Source organism: Erwinia sp. LJJL01, assembly GCF_047300805.2.
GTDB lineage: Bacteria > Pseudomonadota > Gammaproteobacteria > Enterobacterales > Enterobacteriaceae > Erwinia > Erwinia aphidicola.
Genome location: NZ_CP178576.1, coordinates 2503764 through 2527710 on the forward strand (window position 1 = coordinate 2503764; position 23947 = coordinate 2527710).

23 protein-coding genes and 1 pseudogene are annotated in these 23947 nt (G+C 58.6%); 17 read left to right on the forward strand and 7 right to left on the reverse strand.

From position 1 onward, the window contains the following. The first annotated feature begins 6 nt into the window (after positions 1-6). The 4 genes from ACLI4M_RS12350 (at position 7) to ACLI4M_RS12365 (ending at position 5295) form a co-directional block, all read left to right on the forward strand. Complete coding sequence (locus tag ACLI4M_RS12350) at positions 7-702, forward strand: fimbria/pilus chaperone family protein (protein ID WP_166643197.1); 696 nt, start codon at positions 7-9, stop codon at positions 700-702. Beyond that, positions 702-3116: a fimbria/pilus outer membrane usher protein gene (locus ACLI4M_RS12355; protein ID WP_133624850.1), complete on the forward strand. Its 2415-nt coding sequence runs from the start codon at positions 702-704 to the stop codon at positions 3114-3116. The genes ACLI4M_RS12350 and ACLI4M_RS12355 overlap by 1 nt, the downstream gene beginning before the upstream one ends. After that, the gene (locus ACLI4M_RS12360; RefSeq protein WP_133624849.1) at positions 3088-3633 is read left to right on the forward strand and encodes a hypothetical protein; all 546 of its coding nucleotides are present in this window, start codon (positions 3088-3090) and stop codon (positions 3631-3633) included. The genes ACLI4M_RS12355 and ACLI4M_RS12360 overlap by 29 nt, the downstream gene beginning before the upstream one ends. A 96-nt stretch (positions 3634-3729) precedes the next feature. After that, positions 3730-5295, forward strand: coding sequence for a methyl-accepting chemotaxis protein (locus ACLI4M_RS12365; protein ID WP_133624848.1), 1566 nt, complete (start codon positions 3730-3732; stop codon positions 5293-5295). A 99-nt stretch (positions 5296-5394) separates the two neighbouring features. Here ACLI4M_RS12365 and fbp read toward each other — a convergent pair whose 3' ends face one another. Then, complete coding sequence (gene fbp / locus ACLI4M_RS12370; RefSeq protein ID WP_048917370.1) at positions 5395-6399, reverse strand: class 1 fructose-bisphosphatase; 1005 nt, start codon at positions 6397-6399, stop codon at positions 5395-5397. Between the two features lie 167 nt (positions 6400-6566). Here fbp and mpl point away from each other — a divergent pair, with 167 nt between their 5' ends. Then, entirely contained in the window at positions 6567-7919 is a 1353-nt protein-coding gene (mpl, locus tag ACLI4M_RS12375; protein WP_048917369.1) for a UDP-N-acetylmuramate:L-alanyl-gamma-D-glutamyl-meso-diaminopimelate ligase, read from the forward strand. Between the two features lie 78 nt (positions 7920-7997). On the opposite strand, the gene yjgA is transcribed toward mpl, so the two are convergent. Beyond that, a complete protein-coding gene (yjgA, locus tag ACLI4M_RS12380) occupies positions 7998-8540 on the reverse strand; it encodes a ribosome biogenesis factor YjgA (protein WP_133624847.1) in 543 nt (180 codons plus the stop codon). Positions 8541-8690: 150 nt separating this feature from the next. Here yjgA and pmbA point away from each other — a divergent pair, with 150 nt between their 5' ends. The 11 genes from pmbA to ACLI4M_RS12435 all read left to right on the forward strand — a co-directional run bounded on the left by pmbA (position 8691) and on the right by ACLI4M_RS12435 (position 18471). After that, positions 8691-10031: a metalloprotease PmbA gene (gene pmbA / locus ACLI4M_RS12385; protein ID WP_048917367.1), complete on the forward strand. Its 1341-nt coding sequence runs from the start codon at positions 8691-8693 to the stop codon at positions 10029-10031. Between the two features lie 77 nt (positions 10032-10108). Next, the gene (cybC, locus tag ACLI4M_RS12390; protein ID WP_133624846.1) at positions 10109-10495 is read left to right on the forward strand and encodes a cytochrome b562; all 387 of its coding nucleotides are present in this window, start codon (positions 10109-10111) and stop codon (positions 10493-10495) included. Positions 10496-10796: 301 nt separating this feature from the next. Continuing rightward, positions 10797-11135, forward strand: a complete 339-nt coding sequence (locus ACLI4M_RS12395) for a glycine dehydrogenase (protein WP_413449715.1) — start codon at positions 10797-10799, stop codon at positions 11133-11135. A 152-nt stretch (positions 11136-11287) separates the two neighbouring features. Next, positions 11288-11647, forward strand: coding sequence for an SFCGS family glycine-rich protein (locus tag ACLI4M_RS12400; protein ID WP_048917364.1), 360 nt, complete (start codon positions 11288-11290; stop codon positions 11645-11647). Continuing rightward, complete coding sequence (locus ACLI4M_RS12405) at positions 11647-11946, forward strand: DUF4312 family protein (RefSeq protein WP_048917363.1); 300 nt, start codon at positions 11647-11649, stop codon at positions 11944-11946. The genes ACLI4M_RS12400 and ACLI4M_RS12405 overlap by 1 nt, the downstream gene beginning before the upstream one ends. A 34-nt stretch (positions 11947-11980) precedes the next feature. After that, positions 11981-12757, forward strand: coding sequence for a DUF4311 domain-containing protein (locus ACLI4M_RS12410; protein ID WP_048917362.1), 777 nt, complete (start codon positions 11981-11983; stop codon positions 12755-12757). A 13-nt stretch (positions 12758-12770) separates the two neighbouring features. Continuing rightward, positions 12771-13415, forward strand: coding sequence for a DUF4310 family protein (locus ACLI4M_RS12415; RefSeq protein ID WP_048917361.1), 645 nt, complete (start codon positions 12771-12773; stop codon positions 13413-13415). A 45-nt stretch (positions 13416-13460) separates the two neighbouring features. Beyond that, positions 13461-14594 carry an amidohydrolase/deacetylase family metallohydrolase gene (locus ACLI4M_RS12420; RefSeq protein WP_133624845.1) on the forward strand — a complete coding sequence of 378 codons (1134 nt, stop codon included), beginning with the start codon at positions 13461-13463 and terminating at the stop codon, positions 14592-14594. Next, complete coding sequence (locus tag ACLI4M_RS12425) at positions 14578-15714, forward strand: DgaE family pyridoxal phosphate-dependent ammonia lyase (protein WP_133624844.1); 1137 nt, start codon at positions 14578-14580, stop codon at positions 15712-15714. Before ACLI4M_RS12420 ends, ACLI4M_RS12425 begins: the two co-directional genes overlap by 17 nt. Then, on the forward strand, positions 15711-16451 hold the full coding sequence (dagF, locus tag ACLI4M_RS12430) for a 2-dehydro-3-deoxy-phosphogluconate aldolase (protein WP_133624843.1): 741 nt from the start codon (positions 15711-15713) through the stop codon (positions 16449-16451). Before ACLI4M_RS12425 ends, dagF begins: the two co-directional genes overlap by 4 nt. 109 nt (positions 16452-16560) lie before the next feature. Continuing rightward, the gene (locus tag ACLI4M_RS12435; RefSeq protein ID WP_133624842.1) at positions 16561-18471 is read left to right on the forward strand and encodes a BglG family transcription antiterminator; all 1911 of its coding nucleotides are present in this window, start codon (positions 16561-16563) and stop codon (positions 18469-18471) included. Between the two features lie 34 nt (positions 18472-18505). Here ACLI4M_RS12435 and dolP read toward each other — a convergent pair whose 3' ends face one another. The 4 genes and pseudogenes from dolP to ACLI4M_RS12455 form a co-directional block, all read right to left on the reverse strand. After that, positions 18506-19078 carry a division/outer membrane stress-associated lipid-binding lipoprotein gene (gene dolP / locus ACLI4M_RS12440; protein ID WP_048917356.1) on the reverse strand — a complete coding sequence of 191 codons (573 nt, stop codon included), beginning with the start codon at positions 19076-19078 and terminating at the stop codon, positions 18506-18508. 9 nt (positions 19079-19087) lie between these two features. After that, a complete protein-coding gene (diaA, locus tag ACLI4M_RS12445) occupies positions 19088-19678 on the reverse strand; it encodes a DnaA initiator-associating protein DiaA (protein ID WP_048917381.1) in 591 nt (196 codons plus the stop codon). 18 nt (positions 19679-19696) lie between these two features. Further along, positions 19697-20089, reverse strand: coding sequence for a YraN family protein (locus ACLI4M_RS12450; protein WP_048917355.1), 393 nt, complete (start codon positions 20087-20089; stop codon positions 19697-19699). Then, a pseudogene (locus ACLI4M_RS12455) lies at positions 20047-22085 on the reverse strand (penicillin-binding protein activator). Before ACLI4M_RS12455 ends, ACLI4M_RS12450 begins: the two are co-directional and overlap by 43 nt. A 62-nt stretch (positions 22086-22147) precedes the next feature. Here ACLI4M_RS12455 and rsmI point away from each other — a divergent pair. Beyond that, positions 22148-23014, forward strand: a complete 867-nt coding sequence (gene rsmI, locus ACLI4M_RS12460; RefSeq protein ID WP_133624840.1) for a 16S rRNA (cytidine(1402)-2'-O)-methyltransferase — start codon at positions 22148-22150, stop codon at positions 23012-23014. Positions 23015-23066: 52 nt separating this feature from the next. Here the strand turns inward: rsmI and ACLI4M_RS12465 are convergent, their stop codons facing one another. Next, positions 23067-23882, reverse strand: coding sequence for an abortive infection protein (locus tag ACLI4M_RS12465; RefSeq protein ID WP_133624839.1), 816 nt, complete (start codon positions 23880-23882; stop codon positions 23067-23069). Between the last annotated feature and the right edge of the window lie 65 nt (positions 23883-23947).

Consider the following 23947-nt stretch of genomic DNA (forward strand, 5'->3'; position numbering starts at 1 on the left):
ATTTATATGTTATTACGTTCTTTATTCTTATCACTGGCTGTTATTTCCCCCTTCGCGCAGTCATCAATTATGAAACCTGAAACCTCAATGGTGCTAATTAATGAGGACGAGGGCGGTGGCAGTATTAATATAACCAACACCAGCGATACCGAAGCGCTGCTTTACGTAAAAGTTTACGACCTGCCGGATGATAAAGATCCGCAGATACTGGTCACCCAACCGGTTAGCCGCATTGCTGCCGGTCAGACGCAGCGCGTGCGCTTTATTCTCAATCAGGATAAACCGCTGCAGCATCAGCATATGAAGCGGGTTATTTTCGAAGGGATACCGCCGCAGACAGCCAGCGGCGCCAACAGTATTGGCATGAATATTCGTCAGGATCTGCCGGTCATTATCCATCCGGCAGCGCTGGAGATGAGCGCTGACCCGTGGAAGGCGCTGAAATGGACCCAGCGCGGCACAACCTTAACCGTCACCAATCCCTCGGAGATGGTGGTGCGTCTGGCGCAGGAGATCGAACTGCTGCCGCTAAGAAGGAAACTGAAGCTCAGTAAAAGCTACATCCTGCCTGGGCAGTCGCTGAACGTGACGCTGCCGGAAAGCGCAGGCGTCCAGCCGGGCCGTCAGGTGCAAATTCAGACGCTCTCTAAATATGGCTATGTTGCCGGCAAGTTTAAACAACCGGTCACGCTTGCCAGCTAATGAACAGACCGCTACTTCTGCTGCTGACCCTCGCTGGCGCCCTGCACTCTGCCTTTGGCGCTGCAGACGACAAGACGCCGTCGGCCAGCGCCGCCGTCAGCTGGGACGCGGCGCGGCTGAAGCGCAGCGGTATCGACCCCAGCATGATGCAGATGCTGGAGCGCAGCGACCGTTTTCCGGCAGGCGATAACCTGGTGGATATCAGCCTGAACGGCCAGATGGTGGGCGCTTTTCGGGTCCGTTTTGGCCCACAGGGGGCACTCTGCTTTACGCCCAAACTGTTTCAGCAGCTGGGAGTAAAAGAGGTGCAGCCGGACGGCCCGGCAGGCGAAGGTAGTGCAGCCTGTCACGACTGGGCCGACAGCGATCCTGACGTCAGCATTCGCTATCGTCCCTACCGTTTGACGGTCAGCCTGGTGGTCCCGCAGGAGCGACTGCAGCAGGAGGATCCGGCGCTGCAGGGCGAAGAGGGCGGTGGCGCGGGCATGCTCAACTACGAATTCTACACCTCGCTGGCGCGTGGGCGCGGCTGGCAGGAGCGTTACAGCTGGCTGAACACCGAGAACGGCATCAATGTTAATAACTGGCTGCTGCGCAGCCGCCAGCAGTTTCAGAAGATGGATGGCAAAGTGGGCGGTGAAATCAGCTCGCTCTGGGCGCAGCGCTATTTGAAACCGCTGAACAAACTGCTGCAGGCGGGGGTGATTAATGTCAACAATACGCCCTTCGCGCTGGGCGTTATCAACGGCGTACAGCTGATGCCGGACAACGGCCTGAATCAGGACAAAGGTTCCGGCGTGACGGTAAACGGCTTTAGCGCGACGGCCCAGGCAAGAGTCGAAATCCGCCAGTATGGTATGGAGGTATTTCGCACGCTGGTACCGGCAGGCGCCTTTACGCTGGATAATATCCCGGTAAAAAATCGCAATGCCGATCTTGAGGTGACGGTAACGGAAACCGACGGACGCGTGCAGCAGTTCAGCGTACCGGCCAGCGGCTTCGGGCGCATGCTCACCTCCGCCCCGCAGGGCTATTCGCTGGCGATCGGCAAGATGCGCAACAGCAGCGCTGGCGAGCAACCGCTGCTGGCCACGCTGTCGCAGCAGTGGCAGCCGGCAGGGTGGCTCGATCTGCAAAGCGGCATGTTGCTCTCCCGGCAGTATCACTCGCTGGCGCTGGCGGCCTCATCGGCCCCGCTGCCCGCGCTGACGGTCATGTCGCAGCTGGTGGCGGTCAATGACAGCTACCGTCGCCACGTCAGCAGACAGCTGCGGCTAAACACCCGCTATCAGTTCTCTGACACCTTCTCCGCCAGCGTCGGGCTGACAAAAAGCAGCAGCGGTTTTCTCACGCCGGCTGAAGCGACGGATCGCCAGCGCACGACAGAGAAAGAGGGCACCACCCAGTACAGCCTGATGTTGGCCTGGGCGCCACCTGAGCTGGGGCGATTCACCTACAGCCACGCGGTTTCTCAACGCTCGCATCATCACCCATCATCGCGCTTTCACACCCTTGGCTGGAGTAAGCGCGTGGAGTCTGCGCTGGTGACGCTGCACGCTTCACACGGCAGTGACGGGCGGCGCAACGACCGCCAGCTGTCGCTCAACCTGAGCTTCCCGCTCGGCGAACAGCGGCAAAACAGCTACTATCGCCGCAGTAACGGCAGTGAACGTATTGGGCTGGAGAGCAGTGGCGAAGTCACCGACAACAGTAACTATCAGCTCTCGACCGAGCGCGACCTGACGGGAAGAGCCTCGTCGGTCTATGGCGCCCTGAACAGCAATCTGCACTATACGTGGATGAACGCCACCGCAGGTTACGACAGCGCCGGGCTGCAAAATTACTCCCTTGGTCTTAACGGGGGCATGGCGCTGTATGAGGGGGGGCTGACCTTCACCGCCGCGCGCATTGGCGATACCTTCGGCGTGGTGGAGCTGAATGAGAAGCTGGCCGGGGTGGAGATCGTCTCGCCCGGCGGCACCAGCTGGACCGACTGGCGCGGGCGCGCGCTGGTGCCGTCGATGACGCCGTGGCAGCGCAGCAGCATCGACGTGAATACCGAGAAGCTGCCAAAACATATTGATATCAGTAACGGTCACCGTGATGCCACGCTGGCGCGCGGCACGGTGAAAAAATTTCGCTATGCCATGCTCTCCAGCAATCGCCTGCTGTTCAACCTGACGCTGGCAAACGGTAAACCGCTGCCGCGCGGCAGCCGCGTCTGGGATCGGAAAAACAATTACATCACCAGCGCCATCGATGATGGCGTGGTCTGGCTCAGCAACGCCCCTGAACAGGTGCATCTTTTCGCCGAGACCGGCAGCGGTGAACAGCGCTGTGAATTTCGTTACGACAGCAAAAACAGCAGATCGGAGAAACAACTGTATGAAAAAGTTATCGCGCAGTGTCTGTAACAGCCTGCTGATTCTGGCCACGCTGCTCTTTGCGGCGTCAGCAGAAGCAGCCTGTCATGTGACCAGCCACGGCGGGCGCATCGATTACGGCGAGTTGAATCGCCACCTTATCCCCGGCTCGGCAGAAAAAATGAGCCTGACGGCGCGCGAGGTGCAGATCGCCATTGACTGCGATGCGCCACAAATTATCAGCGTGCGCTTCACCTCAGCGCAGGGCGCAGAAGCGGCCTTTGCCTTTGGGCAACAGGGTGAGATGCAGCTGCGGCTGCATGATGCCCGCCTCGACAGCCGTGCGGCTAGCTTCAATTTTCTGCCGTCAGGGGGCAGTCCGGGGAGCGCGCAGCCGCTGAGTGAGGTCTTCGCCGAGCCGGAAAGCCGCATTGTAATGCGTGAACCGGGTCAGCATCTGCGCTTTACGCTGTCGCTGCTGCCGCGCTTTGCGCCGGGGTTTTCCAGCGTGCGCGATCGGACGTCGTTATTGACTCAGATCAGGCTGGAGGTGTCAGAAGGCACATAACCCTGCGCGAAGGGTAAAGATTAACCGCAGAAGTGCCGATAATGATGACGATTTAACGCTCTTGAATAATCTGACTATCTTATCGGGACAACAATCATGCTGAAGAAGATTTCAATACGCTCGGGATTACTGGTGCTGCTCTCACTGATGACGCTATTGCTGCTGGTGGTCAGCATTATGGGAATTATCGCTATTCAGAAAGGCAATCGCTCGCTGGATGTTATCAATCGCATCCAGGGTATTGAACTCAATGCCTTATATATCACTAATGGCAACCTGCTGCGCACCCGCGCTACCGCCGCGCTGGCCATTCGCAAGCTTGAGGTTGGCCTGCCGGATGAAGCGGCCACCATCGCCACGCGCTCTGCCAGCTATGTGGCTATTTCACAGCAAGAGCTGAAACGATTCGTCGATGCCGGTACGGTGACGGCGCACGGTAAAACGCTGGCCGATGCGGTGGTCGCCACCTACAAGGATTACCTGGACGGCGGCATCACGCCGATGATGAACGCGCTGCAAAAGCAGAGCGCGGATGACTACTACGAGGTTCTGGAGGGCAACATCTCCCCGCTGGCCGGTAAATTTGCCGATGCGGTCAATCATTTCGGCAGCTATGCCGATGAGGTGAGCGAGGCTCAGCTGGCGCAGGCGGCACGCAATCAGACGCTGATGACGGTGCTGATTCTGGTGGCGGGCGGCCTGACCCTGCTGCTGGTCGCGCTGGCGTGGAGGGTGCTGCGTGAACTGCTGCTGAAGCCGCTGGATGGCGCGATTAAGCATCTGGAGCATGTCGCGGCAGGCGATCTCACCCAGCCGGTACCGGAAAGCGGCAATACCGAACTGGGCCGCCTCAATGCTGCGCTCGGCAGCATGCAGCAGTCGCTGCAGCACTCGGTCAGCCTGGTGCGCGACGCCAGCATGCAGATTGACGTCGGCAGCCGCGAGCTGGCCTCTGGCAACCTTAACCTCTCGCAGCGCACTGAAGAGTCGGCCGCCTCGCTGGAGCAGACCGCCGCCAGCATGGAGCAGCTGACCGCCACCGTGAAGCAGAATGCGGATAACGCCCAGCAGGCGCACCAGCTGGCGCGCTCGGTCTCGGACACGGCCGATAAAGGCGCCGAAGTGGTGTGCTACGTGATGGAGAAAATGGCGGAGATCGCCAACAGCTCGCAGCGCATTGGCGACATCCTCGGCGTTATCGACGGTATCGCCTTCCAGACCAATATTCTGGCGCTGAATGCCTCGGTGGAAGCGGCGCGAGCAGGTGAGCAAGGGCGTGGTTTCGCCGTGGTCGCCAGCGAAGTGCGCAACCTCGCACAGCGCAGTGCCACCGCCGCTAAAGAGATCCGGACGCTGATTGCGGAGTCGCAAGTCCGCGTCAACGAAGGCAGCGACATGGCGACCAAAGCCGGGGAAACCATGGATGAGATCTCCAGCGAGGTGATGCGCGTGACCACCCTGATGAAAGAGATCTCCAGCGCGTCGCAGGAGCAGAGCCGGGGCATCGAGCAGGTGAATCAGGCGGTGACGCAGATGGATGAAGTGGCACAGCAGAACGCCGCGCTGGTCGAAGAAGCCGCCGCTGCCACCCAGTCGCTGGAAGAGCAGTCGCAGCAGTTAGTGCAGACAATGGCGGTGTTTAAAGTCACTCACGTCGCCTGATTATGTAGGGGTCGACCCTTTTTTTCGGTCGACCCGCTAACGTTAAAGGGCCGATCGAAAAAGAAGATCGGCCCCTACAGTTTGGTCAGTCCCCACGAATCAGTTGCCGTTATCCGGGAACTCACGCAGGAAGCGTTCAGTGTCATCGACCATATGATCGTTACCGACGAAGAACGGTGAGCGCTCGTGCAGGCTTTGCGGCACCAGGTCAAGAATACGGTTTTTACCATCAGAGGCTTTACCGCCGGCCTGCTCCGCGAGGAACGCCATCGGATTGCACTCGTACAGCAGGCGCAGCTTGCCTTTCGGGTGGCTGGCAGTGCTTGGGTACAGGTAGATGCCGCCTTTCAGCAGGTTGCGGTGGAAGTCCGCCACCAGCGAGCCGATATAGCGTGAGGTGTAAGGACGGTGCGTCTCTTTATCCTCTTCCTGGCAGAATTTGAGGTACTTTTTCACACCCTGCGGGAAGCGGATATAGTTGCCTTCGTTGATCGAGTAGGTGTAACCCTTCTCCGGGAAGGTCATACGCTCTGCGCTCAGGCAGAACACGCCCAGTGACGGGTCGTAAGTGAAGGCATGCACGCCACAGCCGGTGGTATAAACCAGCATGGTGGAGGAGCCGTAAACCACGTACCCGGCCGCAACCTGCTGGCTGCCCGGCTGCAGGAAGTCTTCTTCGGTGACCGGTGTACCCGGTGGGGTAATACGGCGGTAGATGGAGAAGATGGTACCGACAGACACGTTAACGTCGATGTTGGAGGAGCCGTCGAGCGGATCCATCAGCACCACGTACTTGCCGTTTTCGACGCCTTCGAAGATCACAATCTCATCTTCTTCTTCAGAGGCGATACCGGCCACGATACCGCGCGCTTTCAGAGCCGCCTTCAGCTTTTCGTTGGCAAACAGATCGAGCTTCATCTGTTCTTCGCCCTGAATATTTTCAGCGCCGCTGGCGCCGAGAATATCGACCAGGCCAGCTTTGTTAATATCGCGGTGGATGATCTTCGCGCCCAGCTTGATCGCGGAGATTAACGCGGTCAGTTCGCCTGTCGCGTGCGGAAAGTCGTGTTGCTTCTCGACGATGAATTCGCCTAACGTTTTCATAACACAATCCCTGAATCTGCGGTTGAGTAGCAGCCTGCTTCACAAACTGCCAACGTATGCGTACGCAGTCTAGCCGATTGGGCGCTAAAGAACATAGGGCAAATCCGTTTCTTCCGCACGATGGGGACGGTACACTGTGCGGGAACTTTTTAAGCAACGGACCTTTTATGCGTATTCATATCCTCGGTATCTGTGGCACTTTCATGGGCGGTCTGGCGATGCTGGCACGCGAGCTTGGCCATGAAGTCACGGGCTCAGATGCTAACGTCTACCCGCCAATGAGCACGCTGCTGGAAAAGCAGGGTATTGATTTAATTCAGGGTTATGACGCCTCACAGCTCGATCCCGCCCCGGACCTGGTGATCATCGGCAACGCCATGACGCGCGGCAATCCGTGTGTGGAAGCAGTGCTGGAGCGCAATATTCCTTACCTCTCCGGCCCGCAGTGGCTGCACGATTACGTGCTGCGCGACCGCTGGGTGATTGCGGTGGCGGGAACCCACGGTAAAACCACCACCGCCGGCATGGCAGCGTGGATTTTACAGGCCTGCGGCTATCAGCCAGGGTTTGTGATTGGTGGGGTACCGGGGAATTTCGAGGTTTCAGCGAATTTAGGAAAAAGCCCATTCTTCGTGATCGAGGCCGACGAGTACGACTGTGCGTTCTTCGACAAGCGTTCCAAGTTCGTGCACTACTGTCCGCGCACCCTGATCCTCAACAACCTTGAGTTTGACCACGCCGATATCTTTGACGATCTGCGTGCGGTGCAGAAGCAGTTCCACCACCTGGTGCGCATCGTGCCGGGGCAGGGCAAGATCATCCTGCCGGAGCACGATGCCAATATTAAGCAGGTGATGGCGATGGGCTGCTGGAGCGAGCAGGAAACCGTGGGTGAAAATGGCCACTGGCAGGCGAAGAAGCTGTCGCCGGATGCGTCGCACTGGGAAGTGCTGCTGGACGGTGAGCGCGTAGCCGAGGTCAACTGGGCGCTGGTTGGCGAGCACAATATGCATAACGGCATGATGGCGATTGCTGCGGCACGCCATGTGGGCGTGAAGCCGGAAGATGCCGGGCGTGCGCTGAATGACTTTATCAACGCCCGCCGCCGCCTGGAGCTGCGCGGTGAGAGCAACGGCATCAAAGTGTACGATGACTTTGCTCACCACCCGACCGCTATCCTCGCCACGCTCTCCGCGCTGCGTGGCAAAGTGGGCGGCACCGCGCGCATTCTGGCGGTGCTGGAACCGCGTTCAAACACCATGAAGATGGGTATCAGCAAGAACGATCTTGCCCCGTCGCTGGCGCGTGCGGATGAAGTGTTCCTGTTCCAGCCGCACCACATTCCGTGGCAGGTCTCTGAGGTTGCCGATGCCTGCATTCAGCCGGCGCAGTGGAGTGCGGATATTGATACGCTGGTCGAGATGATCGCCAAAAAAGCCCAGCCGGGGGATACCATCCTGGTGATGAGCAACGGCGGTTTTGGCGGGATCCATCAGAAGTTGCTGGACCGGTTAGCTTAGCGGGGTAGAGCGGGCCGATCGAAAAAAACGATCGGCCCCTACATCTGTTTCTGTAGGGGTCGGGCATGCCCGACCCGCTTATAATGCGGTGGCCAGCTCGCGCAGATACTGGAAAATCTGACGGTAGGCTTTTGGCGGCTTATTGGTCGCTTTCTCTTTCTGCGCGTTACGGATCATCGCACGCAGCTGCTGGCGGTCCGCATCCGGGTAGAGGTTAAGTACCTCCGGGATCACGTCATCACCCTGTTCTACCAGGCGGTCACGCAGTACTTCCAGCTTATGGAACAGCGCAACCTGCTGGTTGTGGCGGTTCTTCAGCTTGTCCAGCGCGGTACGGATCGGCTCTTCATCACGCGAGCGCAGCATCTTACCAATCAGCTGCATCTGGCGGCGGCGGCCCTCTTTCTTGATCTTCTGCGCCAGCTCAATCGCGGCACGCAGATCTTCATCCAGTGGGATCTTGTCCAGGGAGTTTTTCCCCAGTTCCACCAGTTCACCACCGAGGCGCTTCAGCTCTTCGGCGTCACGTTTAATCTCACTTTTACTGACCCAGATAATCTCTTCGTCTTCTTCTTCGTTATCGGGTACTTCGTCGAGCCAGTCATCGGGCTGCTTGGTCATTGGTACGGCTCCTGAAAAAGAGGCTAATGCTATCAGGTTACGTGGCTACTGCGAAATTGTTCTCTGAGTCTGTTAGACTCAAATCATTCCTTATCACCTTGAGAGCTGCATTTGATGCAGGTATTTCTCAACTAATTATATGGCAGGCCGATGAAATTACTCTCCCAAGTTGCAGAACAGCGTAAAACCCTGGAGCAGGCGGTCTCAACAGCACTCGAGCTGGCGAAAGTCAGCAGCGATGGGGCAGAAGTCGCGGTAACCAAAACCACCGGCATCAGCGTCAGCACGCGTTACGGGGAAGTGGAAAACGTCGAATTCAACAGCGATGGTGCGCTCGGCATCACCGTTTACTATCAGAACCGTAAGGGCAGCGCCTCCTCTACCGATCTCAGCCCGGAGGCGATCAAACGCACCGTGCAGGCCGCGCTGGATATTGCACGCTACACCTCACCGGATCCCTTTGCCGGCGTGGCGGATCGCGAGCTGCTGGCGTTTGACGCACCGGATCTCGATCTGTTTCACCCAACGGAGATCGACGCCGATCGCGCTATCGAACTGGCTGCGCGTGCAGAACAGGCTGCGCTGCAGGCTGACTCGCGCATCACCAACACCGAAGGCGGCAGCTTTAACAGCCACGTCGGCATTAAAGTATTTGGCAACAGCCACGGCATGCTGCAGGGCTACTGCTCCAGCCGTCATTCGCTCTCCAGCTGCGTGATTGCGGAAGCCAACGGCGATATGGAGCGTGACTACGCCTATACCATTGGCCGGGCGATGGAGGATTTAAAGTCGCCAGAGTCGGTCGGAGAAGAGTGCGCGCGCCGCACGCTGTCACGCCTGTCGCCGCGCAAGCTGTCGACGATGAAAGCGCCGGTGCTGTTTGCCGCGGAAGTGGCCACCGGGCTGTTTGGTCACCTGGTGGGGGCCATCAGCGGCGGCAGCGTCTACCGCAAATCCACCTTCCTGCTTGACTCCCTCGGCCAGCAGATCCTGCCGGAATGGCTGACGATTGAGGAGCATCCGCACCTGCTGAAAGGGCTGGCCTCAACGCCGTTCGACAGCGAAGGCGTGCGTACCGAGCGCCGCGACATCATTAAGGATGGCGTACTGCAGAACTGGCTGATGACCAGCTACTCGGCGCGCAAGCTGGGGCTGCAGAGCACCGGCCACGCGGGCGGCATCCATAACTGGCGCATTGCCGGGCAGGGCCACAGCTTTGATGACCTGCTCAAGCAGCTCGGCACCGGGCTGGTGGTCACGGAACTGATGGGCCAGGCGGTCAGTGCGCTGACCGGCGACTACTCGCGCGGCGCATCCGGTTTCTGGGTTGAGAATGGCGTAATCCAGTATCCGGTCAGTGAAATCACCATCGCCGGTAACCTGAAAGATATGTGGCGCAATATGGTGACCATCGGCAGCGATATTGAAACCCGCAGCAATATCCAGTGTGGATCCATTCTGTTACCAGAAATGAAGATTGCCGGGCAGTAATTTAGCGATTTAGGCGTATGCTTATCAGGCGGCTGCTCAGACAGTCGCCTTTTTTTATAATTAAAAGGACTGAAGCAATGCGTAAATTAATGTTTGCAATGTTGAGTGGTTCGCTGTTGTTATCCAGCTTCGCCGTGCTGTCGCAGGATCTGGAAGGCGATATGGATATGCTGAAAGGCGGCCTGCGTACGGTGCAGAAAACCGACGATAAAGCCGAAATGATTAAAGCGCTGACCGATATGAAGGGCGCAGCTGAAAACGCTAAAACCCAGACGCCGGATAAGCTTAAGGGCCAGTCGGCAGACAGCGCGCAGATCAAAGGCTATCACGCCGGGCTGGATACCCTGATTGGCCAGATCGATACCAGCCTCAAGCTGGCCAATGACGGGGACCTGAAAGGCGCGAAGGAAGAAGCAAAAAAAATGGCTGAAACCCGCGACGCCAATCACAAAAAGTTCCGCTAACGCTCAGGGCCGGGAATTTTCCCCGGCCCTGATTAAATCCGTCATAGGTTTTTCCTCTATATCCTTCTGCTGGCCGCTTTACTCTGCTGCTGTTTTCTCTGCCTCTGCATAAATTGCGCAAAATAGTCTTTATTTTGTGATTTAACTCTCATTTTATAATTATTGATGCACGGTCTGATGTTTTTTGCGACCTGGCTCGTACCCCATCCGTTTATTTCCGCTTGCTGGCGGAAAAAGTCGTTCTCCACAGCACCTCTGCGCAGCGGTAGCTTATAACCATTACAAAAAGGGGGGGACGAACGTGAGTAATGGAACGGGGCCGAGTGGGGCAACAGAGCAGGATGATGAGATTCAGGCGCTGGCCGCACGGGTGATGGGGCAGATTGCCGACCTGTTTGCGGCCAGGGCAATACAGCCCAACCCGGTACAGCAGCAGATGCTTACCTCCCACGTGCGGGCGATGGCGCTGCGCTCGCTGACCGGTGAGGCGCTACCCGAAGTGGAAGCTGACCTGTTTGACGATATTTCGCCAGAATCCATGCTGCTGGCACAGCAGGTGGTCGATCTGTTCGGTAACCTGCCGAAAGAGGAAGCCTGGCTACTCTCCGTGCATTTCGAAGTCGCCAAAGAAAACCAATAGTGTGCCTGGTTTACTTGCCATTTTGGGATTGGGCAGTGCTCAAAATCCTCACGTACTACGTGTACGCTCCGGTTTTTCCGCGCTGTCCGCACCCAAACTGACTGCGCCACCGACGGCACGAGTAATCACTCTATAAATTAAAGGAATACACCATGTCTCAAATCATCGTAGTGATCGGCGATCGTTTAGGTAAAGGCCAGAAAGTGGCAGCAGGTATCGAGAAAGCGGGCGGTAAAGCCATCGTGGTTCCTGGCGTGGCAGCGGATATGAAGCTGGGCGACGTGATGAAAGCGGAAAACGCCAACTTCGGTATCTCCTTCTGCGGCAGCGGCGGCGCAGGTGCCATCACCGCACAGAACAAATATGGCTATAAAGCCAAACACGGCATGCGCTCCATCGACGAAGGCGTCACCGCCATCAACGAAGGCGCCACCGTGCTGGGCTTCGGCTTTATGGATAAAGAAGAGCTGGGCGAGCGTCTGGTGCAGGCGTGGCAGAAGAAGCACGGCTGATGAAAGAGCAATTCACCACCACGGTGAACGTCAGCGGCAAGGGCGACAGCAAAGCAAAAGCCTTTGCCGACGCCCTGAGCCGGGTGCAAAACACGGTGCTCAAGTCCACCAGCAATATCCTCCTGCGTATTGAGCCGGTGGATGTGAAGGTGCTGCGTGCCGAACTGCGCGTCAAAACGGAAAAGTTTCTGTTCTTCTTTCTGGCGCGCGAACGGCGAACCTACAGCGTTGAGCTGGCGATCACCGTCAACGTCGCGGTGGTCGACACCGACAAGGTGGATTTCACCGCGGTTAACTAAAAACGTTGGGATATAAATCCAAAGGAAAAAACTGATGTTTTTAATCATCTTATTTAAGTCGTTGATTATTGGCGGCCTGGTCGGAGTGGGCGTCGGTGCCGGGGCAGCGCGTATGTTCCACGCCCCGACCACACAGGGCATGGGCGCATTTCGCACACTGGGTGAACTGAATTCCTGTGAGGGCGACCCGGCTTCTCACTTCTCCTTCGGCCTTGGCTTCTTCTTTAACGCCTGGGCCTCCTCCGTGGCGGCAGGTTCCTTCACTCAGGACGTTGACCACCGCATCATCCCCAACTGGGGCGCGGCGGCACTGATGGTGAAAAACCGCAACGTGGCGGAAACCCTGCACAACCCGAAAAAGATGGCGATTGCCTGCGGCATCATCGGCATGATTGTAGTGGCGTTTCTCAACTCCACCGCCTCTGCCGTGCCTGCTGCGCTGCAGGTCACCGCGGTTAAAGTGCTGGTGCCTGCGGCTAACCTGCTGGTGAACACCGTGATGCCGGTGATCTTCTGGCTGGCCGCCATCGACGCCGGTAAGAAATCGGGCTTCTGGGCCACCATTTTCGGCGGCCTCGCGCAGCTGATTATGGGTAACGCCGTGCCGGGCCTGGTGCTGGGCATCCTGATCGGCAAAGGGGTGGAAGAGGCGGGCTGGAACCGCGTCACGAAGGTGATGATGATCGCCATCGTGCTGCTGTTCGTGCTGAGCGGCTTCTTCCGTGGCTTCGACATGAAGCTGTTGCAGTCCTTCCAGCTTGGCGTGCCCGGCTGGATGGAGATGATCCACAACTCCCTGAGCGGCAAATAAGAGGACAAGGGTAATGGAAGAGTCAAAAAGCGGTTTCTGGTATGCCGACTGGTCGTTCCCGATCTTTGTCGGTCTGCTCTCTGCCGGGGTGTTCGCCGGTACGCATATGTATTACGTCTACGGCCTGGGCGCGTTTAACGAGGTCGCGTTTGTTTCGATGCTGCGTTCCGGCATGGAAACTGGCGTCTACGGCGCGGTGGCGGCATTTGGTGCCAGCTTCCTGTTTGCGCGCATTATCGAAGGTTCGCTGGTCGGTATTCTTGATATTGGCGGCGCGATCCAGACCGGTATCGGCCTTGGCGTGCCGGCACTGCTGCTTGGGGCAGGCATCGTCTTCCCGGTAGCCAACTTCGCGGCCTCGCTGGTTACCGGCCTGGCGCTCGGCCTGGCGGTGGGTTACATCATTATCCTGGCGCGTAAGTTCACCATCAACAACAGCGACTCCACCTACGGGGCCGACGTGATGATGGGCGCGGGTAACGCCTCCGGCCGCTTCCTCGGGCCGTTGATTATCCTGTCGGCAATGGCCGCTTCGATCCCCATTGGCCTCGGCTCGCTGGTGGGTTCACTGCTGTTTTACCTGTGGAATAAACCGATTACCGGCGGCGCTATCCTCGGCGCCATGGTGCTGGGGGCGATCTTCCCGGTGGCGCTGTAACCAACTTGCGCGGCGGCAGGACGCCGCCGCGCTCAGGAGTCTGCAATGTATGATCTGATTATCCGCCGGGCGCGCCTCAGCGATGGCACTCTCAGCGATGTGGCGATCCGCGCGGGCAAGATTGCCGAAGTCGGGCAAATCGACGGCACGGCACAGCGCGAGTGGGACCTGCACGGGCGCTACTGGCTCAGCGCGGGCTGGATTGATTCACACGTTCACTGCTACCCCAAATCGCCGATTTATCACGATGAAGCCGACCGCATCGGCGTGGAAACCGGCGTCACCACGGTGGTGGACGCCGGCAGCACCGGCGCCGACGATATCGACGATTTCTACCAGCTGACGCGCAGCGCCAGCACCCAGGTTTACGCGCTGCTCAATATCGCCCGCAGCGGCATTCTGACGCAGAACGAGTTAGCGGATATGGCGCGCATTGACGCCGCAGCGGTACAAGCCGCGCTGCAGCGCCTGCCGCAGTTTATTCTCGGCCTGAAAGCGCGTATCAGCAGCAGCGTGGTAGAGCACAACGGCATTAAGCCGCTGCAGCGCGCCAAGGCGATGCAGCAGGAGAACGGCGGCCTGCCGCTGATGGTGCATATCGGCAATAATCCGCCCAACCTCGATGAAATTGCCGACCTGCTGAGCAGCGGCGACATCATCACCCACTGCTATAACGGCAAGCCGAACCGCATTCTGACACCGCAGGGCGAGCTGCGCGCCTCGGTCAGCGCTGCGCTCAAACGCGGCGTGCGCCTCGACGTCGGCCACGGCAGCGCCAGCTTCAGCTTCGAAGTGGCGCGCGTGGCGATTGCGCAGGGCATTCTGCCGCACACCATCAGCTCCGATATCTACTGCCGCAACCGTTTGAACGGCCCGGTGTATACCCTCGCGCACGTGATGTCGAAGTTCTTCTGCATCGGCATGACGCTGCCGCAGGTGATCGACTGCGTGACCGCGCACGCCGCAGACGGCCTGCGCCTCGCCGGTAAAGGGCGCCTTGAAGTCGGCTATGACGCCGATCTGACCATTTTCGACGTGCAGCAGGAAAGCGCGCTGTTCACCGATTCAGACGGACAAACGCTGTCCGGTACAACGCAGCTGGTGCCGCTGGCCGCTGTGGTCGCCGGTCAGGCATTCGTGACTAACGAAGGGAAGAAACGTAATGACTTCAGTAAATGAGCTTTCTATTTATGAGAAATATCATCTCAAGCAGGTGATCAACGCCTCCGGCCGCATGACCATTCTCGGTGTGTCGACCCCGAGCGCGGACGTGGTGGAGACGGTGAGCTATGGCCTCAATCACTATTTTGAAATGAAAGATCTGGTCAACAAAACCGGAGCCTATATTGCCGGGCTGCTGGGTTGTGAAGCGGCGGTGGTGGTCTCCTGCGCTTCGGCCGGGATTGCGCAGTCGGTAGCGGCGGTTATCGTTAAGGATAACGACTGGCTGCTGGAAAATCTGCACGCCGCACCGCTGATGGTGCCGCACGACATCGTGCTGCCGAAGGGCCATAACGTTAACTACGGCGCGCCAGTGGGCACCATGGTGGCGCTGGGCGGCGGCAAGCTGGTGGAAGCGGGCTACGCCAACGAGTGCTCGCCGCAGCAGCTCTCCGCCGCGATCACCCCGCAGACCGCCGCAATCATGTATATCAAATCGCATCACAGCGTGCAGAAAAGCCATCTCAGCGTGGAGCAGGCCGCCGTGGTGGCGCGTGAACACGGCGTGCCGCTGATTGTGGATGCCGCCGCCGAGGAGGATTTGCAGGCTTATTACGGCTTTGGTGCTGACCTGGTGATCTACAGCGGCGCAAAAGCCATTGAAGGGCCAACCAGCGGGCTGGTGATCGGCAAAGCGCAGTACGTTGAGTGGGTAAAGCGCCAGTCGAACGGCATTGGCCGCGCGATGAAGGTCGGCAAAGAGGGGATCCTTGGCCTGACGCAGGCGATTGAAAACTATCTGCGCGTGGAGAAGACCACCGGCGCGCAGATGGTGGAGAAGATGACGCCGTTTATCGACAGCTTAAACCAGCTGGCGGGCATTCAGGCGCGCACGGTGTGGGACGCCGCCGGGCGTGATATCGCCCGTGCGGAGATCCACTTCGACGAGGCGGTGATAGGCCGCACCACCGGTGAAGTGGTGCAGGCGCTGAAAACCGGTGCCATCGCCATCTACTTCCGAGGCTACAAGGCCAACGAAGGCATTGTTGAAGTCGACGTGCGCAGCGTCTCTGCCGAACAGCTGCACACCATTTTTATCTGCATCAGAGATCTGTTAACCGGAGAAGCACGCGCATGACACTGAAACCGAAATTTTACCGCGACCGCGTCTGCCTGAATGTCCTCGCCGGTTCGAAACAGAATGCCCGCGACATCTGGCAAGCCGCAGAAGGCCACGTGCTGGTTGGCGTGCTGTCGAAGGACTATCCGGACGTGGCGAGCGCGGTAGCCGATATGCGTGATTACGCGGCGCTGATTGATAACGCGCTGTCGGTCGGCCTCGGCGCGGGCGACCCGAACCAGTCGGCGATGGTCAGCGCGATTGCCGCTGAGGTGCAGCCGCAGCACGTCAACCAGGTGTTTACCGGCGTGGCGACTTCGCGCGCGCGGCTCGGCCAGTCTGACACCGTGGTCAACGGCCTGATCTCCCCGACTGGTACGGTTGGCAGGGTGAAGATCTCGACCGGGCCGCTCAGCTCGCAGCAGGCCGACGGCATTGTGCCAGTCGCTACCGCGGTGGCGATGCTGAAGGATATGGGCGGCAGCTCGGTGAAATACTTCCCGATGGGCGGCCTGAAGGCGATCGACGAGTTCAAAGCGGTGGCAGAAGCCTGCGCCGCGCAGGGGTTCTGGCTGGAGCCAACCGGCGGCATCGATCTCGATAACTATGAAGCGATCCTGCAGATCGCGCTGGATGCGGGCGTCAGCAGGATCATCCCACATATTTACAGCTCGATTATCGATAAACAGAGCGGGCAGACGCGGCCGCAGGATGTCGCCACGCTGCTGGCAATGACCAAAAAGTTAGTCGGTTAATACTGACCGCGCCCTGGGATTATGCCGGGGCGCGCTATTTTCCCGCAGTGAATTCCGTTAGCCTGCAACAACCCGCTAACAAGGTCGACTATCTAAAGAAGAGCGCTCCGTGAGATTCCCCAACCAACGACTGGCCCAGCTGTTTGATCTGCTACAAAACGAAACGCTGCCGCAGGACGAGCTGGCGCGGCGCTTCGACGTCTCCACGCGCACCGTGCGCAGCGATATTAACGTGCTCAACGAACTGCTGGCCGAGCACGGTGCCAGCTTTGTGCTAAGCCGTGGTGCGGGCTATCGGCTGGAGATTGCCGATGCGCGCCGCTACGCTCAGCTTCAGCAGCAGTCACCTTCACATCTGCGCGTGCCGCGCACCTCTGCCGCCCGCGTGCACTATCTGCTCACCCGTTTTCTCACCTCGGCTTTTTCCCTCAAGCTGGAAGACCTGGCCGACGAATGGTTTGTCAGCCGCACCACGCTGCAAAGCGACATGGCCGAGGTGAGAGAGTGGCTGGCGCGTTATCAGCTGGCGATTGAAACCAAGCCGCGCTACGGCATGAAGCTGTTCGGCCCCGAAGTGGCGATGCGCACCTGCCTGACCGACCTGCTGTACCAGATTGCGCAGGAGGACAGCGACAGCCCGCTGCTACAGCTGGAGGCGCTTAACAGCGGGATGCTCACCACCCTGCAACCGCTGCTGCAGCAGTGCCTGTCGCGCTTTAATATCCGCCTGGCCGACGACGGCGAGTTTTATCTGCGCCTCTACTGCGCGGTGGCGGTGCGGCGCATTGGCGAGGGCTACCCGCTGACCGACTTCAGCGCGGAGGATGTCGATGATGAGGTGCGCGATGCGGCGCGCCACATCGTTAACCTGATGCGGCCGATTGTCGGCAAGGCGATCTCCCCGGCGGAAGAGGCCTACCTGCGCGTTAATATCGCCGCCCGCCGCGTGGAAGAGATTGCGCCCAGCGCCATCAGCCCGGACGACGGCGATTCGCTGGTGGATTACATCCTCGGCTACATCAACACCCACTACAACTTCAACCTGCAAAATGACCCGCAGCTGCGCGCCGACCTGCTGACGCACATCAAAACGATGATCACCCGCGTGCGCTATCAGATCCACATTCCCAATCCGCTGCTGACCAACATCAAACAGCACTATCCGATGGCCTGGGACGTGACGCTGGCGGCGGTTTCCAGCTGGGGCAAATACACCCCGTACACCATCAGCGAAAACGAGATTGGCTTCCTGGTGCTGCATATTGGCGTCGGGCTGGAGCGCCACTACAACGTGGGCTATCAGCGCCATCCGCAGATCCTGCTGGTGTGCGACACCGGTAACTCCACGGTGCGCATGATCCAGGCGATGCTACTGCGCAAATACCCGCAGATCGTGGTGAACGGCATTATTACGCTGCGCGAGTACGAGCAGCTGGCGAGCGTGGACGAGGACTTTGTTATCTCCACCGTGCGCCTTAGCGACAAGGATAAGCCGGTAGTGGTGATGTCGCCGTTCCCCACTGAGTACCAGCTGGAGCAGATCGGCAAGCTGGTGCTGCTCGATCGCACCCGCCCCTACATGCTGGAAAAGTTCTTCGATGCCAGCCATTTCCTGATCCTCGATCGGCCGCTGGACCGCAGCGCTCTGTTCCGCCAGCTGTGCGGCGAGCTGGAGCGGGAAGGGATGGTGGATGAGACGTTTTACCCGTCGGTGGAAGAGCGTGAAGCCATCGTCAGCACCATGCTCGGCGAAGGCATTGCGCTGCCGCACTCGCTGGGGCTGCTGGCAAAGAAAACCTGCGTCTATACCGTGCTGGCACCGGAGGGCATCGCGTGGGGGGATGAAACCGCCTATGTGATTTTCCTGCTGGCGATCAGCAAGACGGAGTACGAAGAGGCGATGGCCATCTACGATCTGTTCGTGACGTTTATGCGCGAGCGGGCGATGACAAGGCTGCGCGACAGCGCGGATTTCGCCAGCTTCAAGGCGGTGGCAATGGATTGTTTAAGCCGGTTGTAGGGGCCGACCTTCTTTTCCGGTCGGCCCGTAAATCTTATTTCAAAATGGTAAACGCGGTGGTGACGTGTTTCACGCCGCTCACCCGGCTGGCGATATCCGCAGCCGCTTTCGCTTCTGCATCCGTCACCAGACCCAGCAGGAACACTTCGCCATTCTCGGTGGTAACTTTCACATTCGACGATTTCACCTGATCGCTACCCAGCAGCTGTGAGCGCACTTTGGTGGTGATCCAGGTATCTGAAGATGCCGTGCCGAAGCTGACTTTGTCGCCGGTACGGATCTCGTTATACACCTCGGTTGCGCCATCCACGCCCACGGCAATCTGTTTTGCACGCAGCGCCAGATCGGCACTCGGTGACTGCCCGGTCAGCAGCACTTTACCCTGATAAGCGGTGGCAACAATGTGTGCGCTCTGTTTGATCTGCTCATCTTTCGACAGCGCATTCGTGACGCGCAGTTCCAGCGTGCCGTCATCAACCTGCGTACCAACGGAACGCGGGTCAGTGGCGGATTTGGTCGCCACGGCCGCACTGCCAACAACCGCCGCGACACAGCCCTGTAGCATCAACGCGGTAAGGATAACTGCACATGCAGATAATGCCTTCATTTAAGCTCCTTAAACATCCTGGTGGGGAAACAAAGTGTTATCTATTAAATCGCACAGACAATTCACGGTGAGCATATGCATTTCCTGAATTCTCGCACTGCGGTGGGAAGGAATGCGGATCTCCACATCCTGCGGACCCAGCAGACCGGCGAGCTCGCCGCCGTCGTAGCCGGTCAGGGCGATAATGGTCATATCGCGGGTGACCGCTGCCTCTACGGCTTTGACAATATCACGGCTGTTGCCGCGCGTTGAAATCGCCAGCAGGATATCGCCGGCATGGCCTAAAGCGCGCACCTGTTTGGCGTAAATCTCTTCGTGCAGGCGGTCATTACCAATGGCCGTCAGCAGCACGTTATCCGCGCTCAGCGCAATGGCGGGCAGGCTTGGGCGCTCGGTCTCAAAACGGTTAATCATGCTGGCAGCAAAATGCTGGGCATTGGCGCTGGAGGTTCCATTACCACAGCTCAGTATTTTGTTGCCATTGAGCAGCGACTGTACCATGGTCATCGCCGCACGTGAGATGGCATCCGGCAGCGCTTCTGCCGCCGCGATTTGTGTTTGAATACTTTCCGTAAAACAGACTTTGATTCTTTCCAGCACGTCATTCACCTGGTCTAGTTATTCTGCTGTAAACGCATTGGGTAACCATTCCACCTGCTCGCCGGTGATCGCTACCACATCAAAACGACAGTCGGCGGTGTCAAAACTCTGCCCGCGACCGTTAAGCCACAGCGCTGCTGCACGCAGCAGCTTCAGCTGTTTACTGCGGGTGACGCTGGCCGCCGCGCCGCCAAAGCGGTCACTGCTGCGGTAGCGCACCTCGACAAATACCCACGTTTTGCCATCGCGCATGATCAGGTCAATTTCGCCTGACCGGTAGCGCACGTTAGCGGCGACAAAACGCAGGCCTGACGTTTCCAGCAGGCGGCGAGCCTGACGTTCACGGCTCGCCCCTTGCTGCTGCCGGCTTAGTTGGCCGGAACGATCTGTCCCTGACGATACTGGCTCCATACTAACTTCCTGTTAATCACGCAGTCCCGATCCGCGCTCAGACTGCCGGTGTCACCCTTAACCTGGAAGCCCTGCAGCGTGCGCATTTCGTTAAAGTGGTTCGCCAGTGTCCAGGCATCAATGCCCATCGCGTAGAGGCGCACCAGCGAGTAGTCGTTGTTAAACATCTTCGCCGCCTGCTGCATCAGCGCCGGGTTGGCACCGGAGAGCAGCGGAGCATCGCTGAACTGCAGGCCATCCACTTCCAGACGGTAGTCCGGGCCGCCGCCTGCCTGATAGCTGCGCGAGCTGGCATACAGGCCCACATTATCACGGCTGCTGACGCGCATGGAGATCATCGGCTTAATCAGTGCCAGTTCATCCTGCGTGGCGACGATATACACCGAGTCAACGCTGCCGCCGCTGGTGGTGGCCGCCGTCGGTTCAGCGACCGGGGCCGGGATCGTCAGGCCGCCAATGGTAACGCCCGCGGGCTGTTCAGGCTGCACGTTAACCGGCGTACCGCTCAGACGGATACCGGCACCGCTGTTGATCCCCTGCTTCAGCTCTGCGGTCGAACCGAACTGCTGCTGCAGCACGGTGCCGCCGCCAAGCTTCTGCCACTCAGCGGCAAAGGCTTTATTCACGCGGTCGCCGAGTGAGCTGCGCGGCACCAGCAGCAGCGGTGCACGTTTGCCCTGGTCCCACATATGATGCGCGGCATCACGGGCTTCGTCTTCAGGAGAAAGCGCAAAGTAGCAAATATTCGGATGGTTCTGGATGGTTTCCGGCTCGTTAAGCGCCAGAACGTTGAGGGTCGTCTGGCTGGCTGCCAGCTTTTCGACGTTGCTTTTCAGCAGCGGGCCGACCACCAGCGTAGCGCCGTCTTTTTGTGCCTGCGCCAGCACCTGCTCAATCGGCTGGCTGCTGGTGTCATAGACCTGTACCTGCGTACCGCTGGACGGCGGCGCGGTTTCGACGCTGTTAGCTGGCGCGGACTGCGGCTGCACCTGCTGTGGCTGCGCAGCGGCGGCATCGGTTGGCGCAGCAGAAGGGCTGACTACGGCGTTAGGATCGGCCGGGGTTGCGGCATCCGCAGCGGCATCCTGTGGCGCTTCAACCGGTGCCGCAGGTGCGGAACCCTGTGCCAGCACGCCGTTTTTCGCGTCGTTAAAGCCTTTCTGAATGGCGTTAGCAAACACCTGCGCCTGGCCGCTCAGCGGCAGCAGCAGCGCGATTTTGCCGGTGGAAGCGGGCTGGAAGTTCTGCACCTGGCTGAGCGCGGTCGGCAGCATTTTCGCCGCCGGATTATTCGGATAGCGCGTCTGCCAGTCGCGGATCCCGGCTTTCAGCATATCCGGGTCGTTGCTGTTGGCCCGGTAAACGCCGGAGAGATCCAACCAGCCCTGCAGTACGTTTTCATCCGCGTTGATGTTCAGGCTGTTGAGCTGCTCAGGCGTCATCTGGCTCAGCGCGCCTGCCAGGTGGCATCAATATTCTTCTGCTTGTCTGCCGGGTTGCTCAGCAGCGGCTCCTGGGCAATATAGGCGCGCAGCACTTCCAGCGACGGGCGACCCTGGCTGGCGGCGATCAGCAGCTGGTAGTAGCGGGCCTGCTGGTCTTTCGACAGACTGCCGATATCAATCTGCTTCAGCTGGTCAGCGGCGGCGGGCAGATTCTGCTGCATCACGCTGAGCTGAGCCTGCAGCAGCTGGCGCTCCTGCTGCTGGGTGGCGTCCAGGTTCTGCGGCAGCTGGGAGAACTGATCGCTCGCCTGCGGCACCTTGCCTTCGTTCAACAGCGCTCTGATTGCGAGTAATTGCCAGCCAACCTTGTTATCATCTGCGCTTTGCTGCATCTGCTGCAGGTAATAGTCAGAGGTGCCGGTTGCGGCTCCATGCACATTCGCCTCGGGCGTTTTTGGAGCCTGGCCGGTACATCCGGCAAAAATCAGGGCGGCCAGCAGAAGCGGTACCGTGCGTAGCGCTTTGCGCTGAAGAACTTTCGAAGGAAGCATACTGTATCCAGTGATGTTTTTTTCAAGATGCTCAATATTAAATCGGCAATTCGGATGAAACAATGAAACAACACGATCGGGCAGATATTTCTGCCAGCACGCTCTATATCGTTCCCACACCCATCGGTAATCTGGGCGATATCACCCAGCGGGCACTGAAGGTGCTTGCGAGCGTCGATCTGATCGCAGCGGAAGATACACGTCATACCGGACTGTTGCTACAACATTTCGCCATCAATGCGCGCCTGTTCGCACTGCATGACCATAATGAACAGCAGAAAGCGGAAGTGCTGCTGGCGAAGCTGCGCGAAGGGCAGAGCGTGGCACTGGTTTCTGATGCCGGTACGCCGCTGATCAACGATCCCGGCTATCACCTGGTGCGCCTGTGCCGTGAAGCGGGCATTCGCGTGGTGCCGCTGCCGGGCGCCTGTGCCGCGATTGCTGCGCTGAGCGCCGCGGGCCTGCCGTCGGATCGTTTCTGTTACGAAGGGTTTCTGCCGGCGAAAAGCAAAGGCCGCTGCGATACGCTGCGCGCGCTGGAGCAGGAGCCGCGCACCCTTATCTTCTATGAATCCACCCACCGCCTGCTCGACAGCCTGCAGGATATGGTGACGGTACTGGGCCCCGAGCGCTATGTGGTGCTGGCGCGTGAAATCACCAAAACCTGGGAGTCGATCCACGGTGCGCCCGTGGGTGAGCTGCTGGCCTGGGTGCAGGAAGAAGAGAACCGCCGTAAAGGTGAGATGGTGCTGATCGTTGAGGGCTACCACCAGGCGGAAGACGAGGCGCTGCCGCCGGAAGCGCTGCGTACCCTGGCGCTGCTGCAGAGCGAGCTGCCGCTGAAGAAAGCCGCCGCGCTGACCGCCGAGATCCACGGCGTGAAGAAAAATGCGCTGTATAAGTACGCGCTGGAGCAGCAGGGTGAGTGACAGGTAACCTGGGGGCGCGCAGGTCCACGACACTCTTTGTAACAGCGTTGCGTTAGTAATAGGCAATATTGACAACGGCGCTGCCGGAGTAGAAGCCGCTATCCCGTGCGGTAAATCCTTTAAGCCGGGTGCGCAGGGTCAGCGGCCTGGTTTCATTGTCTGCCAGGGTAAATTTCCCAGGATTGCCAAAGCCTTTGCCCCAGTCGAGTTCTGCCACCGTGACCGATGAGCCGTTAAGCGGAACAATTTCTTTACTGTTAGTTTCAATCGTTACGTTACCTCCACTGATGCAGCTTAGCGAGAGCGGCGTGCTGGCGATAACGCTGCTGGTTTGGCTACTGCTGAGTTCGCCAAAATCAACGGTAATCTGGGGAGGTTCAATAGAGCAGGTTGGTGCATGCACAATGCCCTTTGCACAGTTGGAAACAATCGTGTTTAAAAGCATCCCGTGACCTAGATTTCTGGCTGCAATGACCATACACGGTTTTTGGCCGTAGGCTTTGGGAAGGTAATCTTCTCCCGTGCGATATAAATCACCTTTTTCTTTAGCCGCCTTAACCCACTCGCCAAGCGTTTTATAATATCTGGCGTTAACAGACCAGCCGTTGCCATCTATTGAACTATAACTATCACGTCCAGCCGGTAACCAATCTTCCGATAGGACAAAAAACGCGAGGTTACATCCGTTTAAACCATAACAGGGGTTGGGCGTCGGGTCGCTTTCATCAGCGCCTACAAGCTGCCCTGTGAAATAACCATTCACAAAGGAGGGGGCAACGGTGACGCTGACAATCAGGTTGGCCTGTGCTGCCGATACAAATATGAATAAAAATAACAAAGCTAAAGTTTTCAAGCTAAATGATTCCATTCTTCTCAATCGCATTCCGTGCGAGCTGCGCGGGCTTTAATTGGCTGTGGTTTTTTACAGCCAGG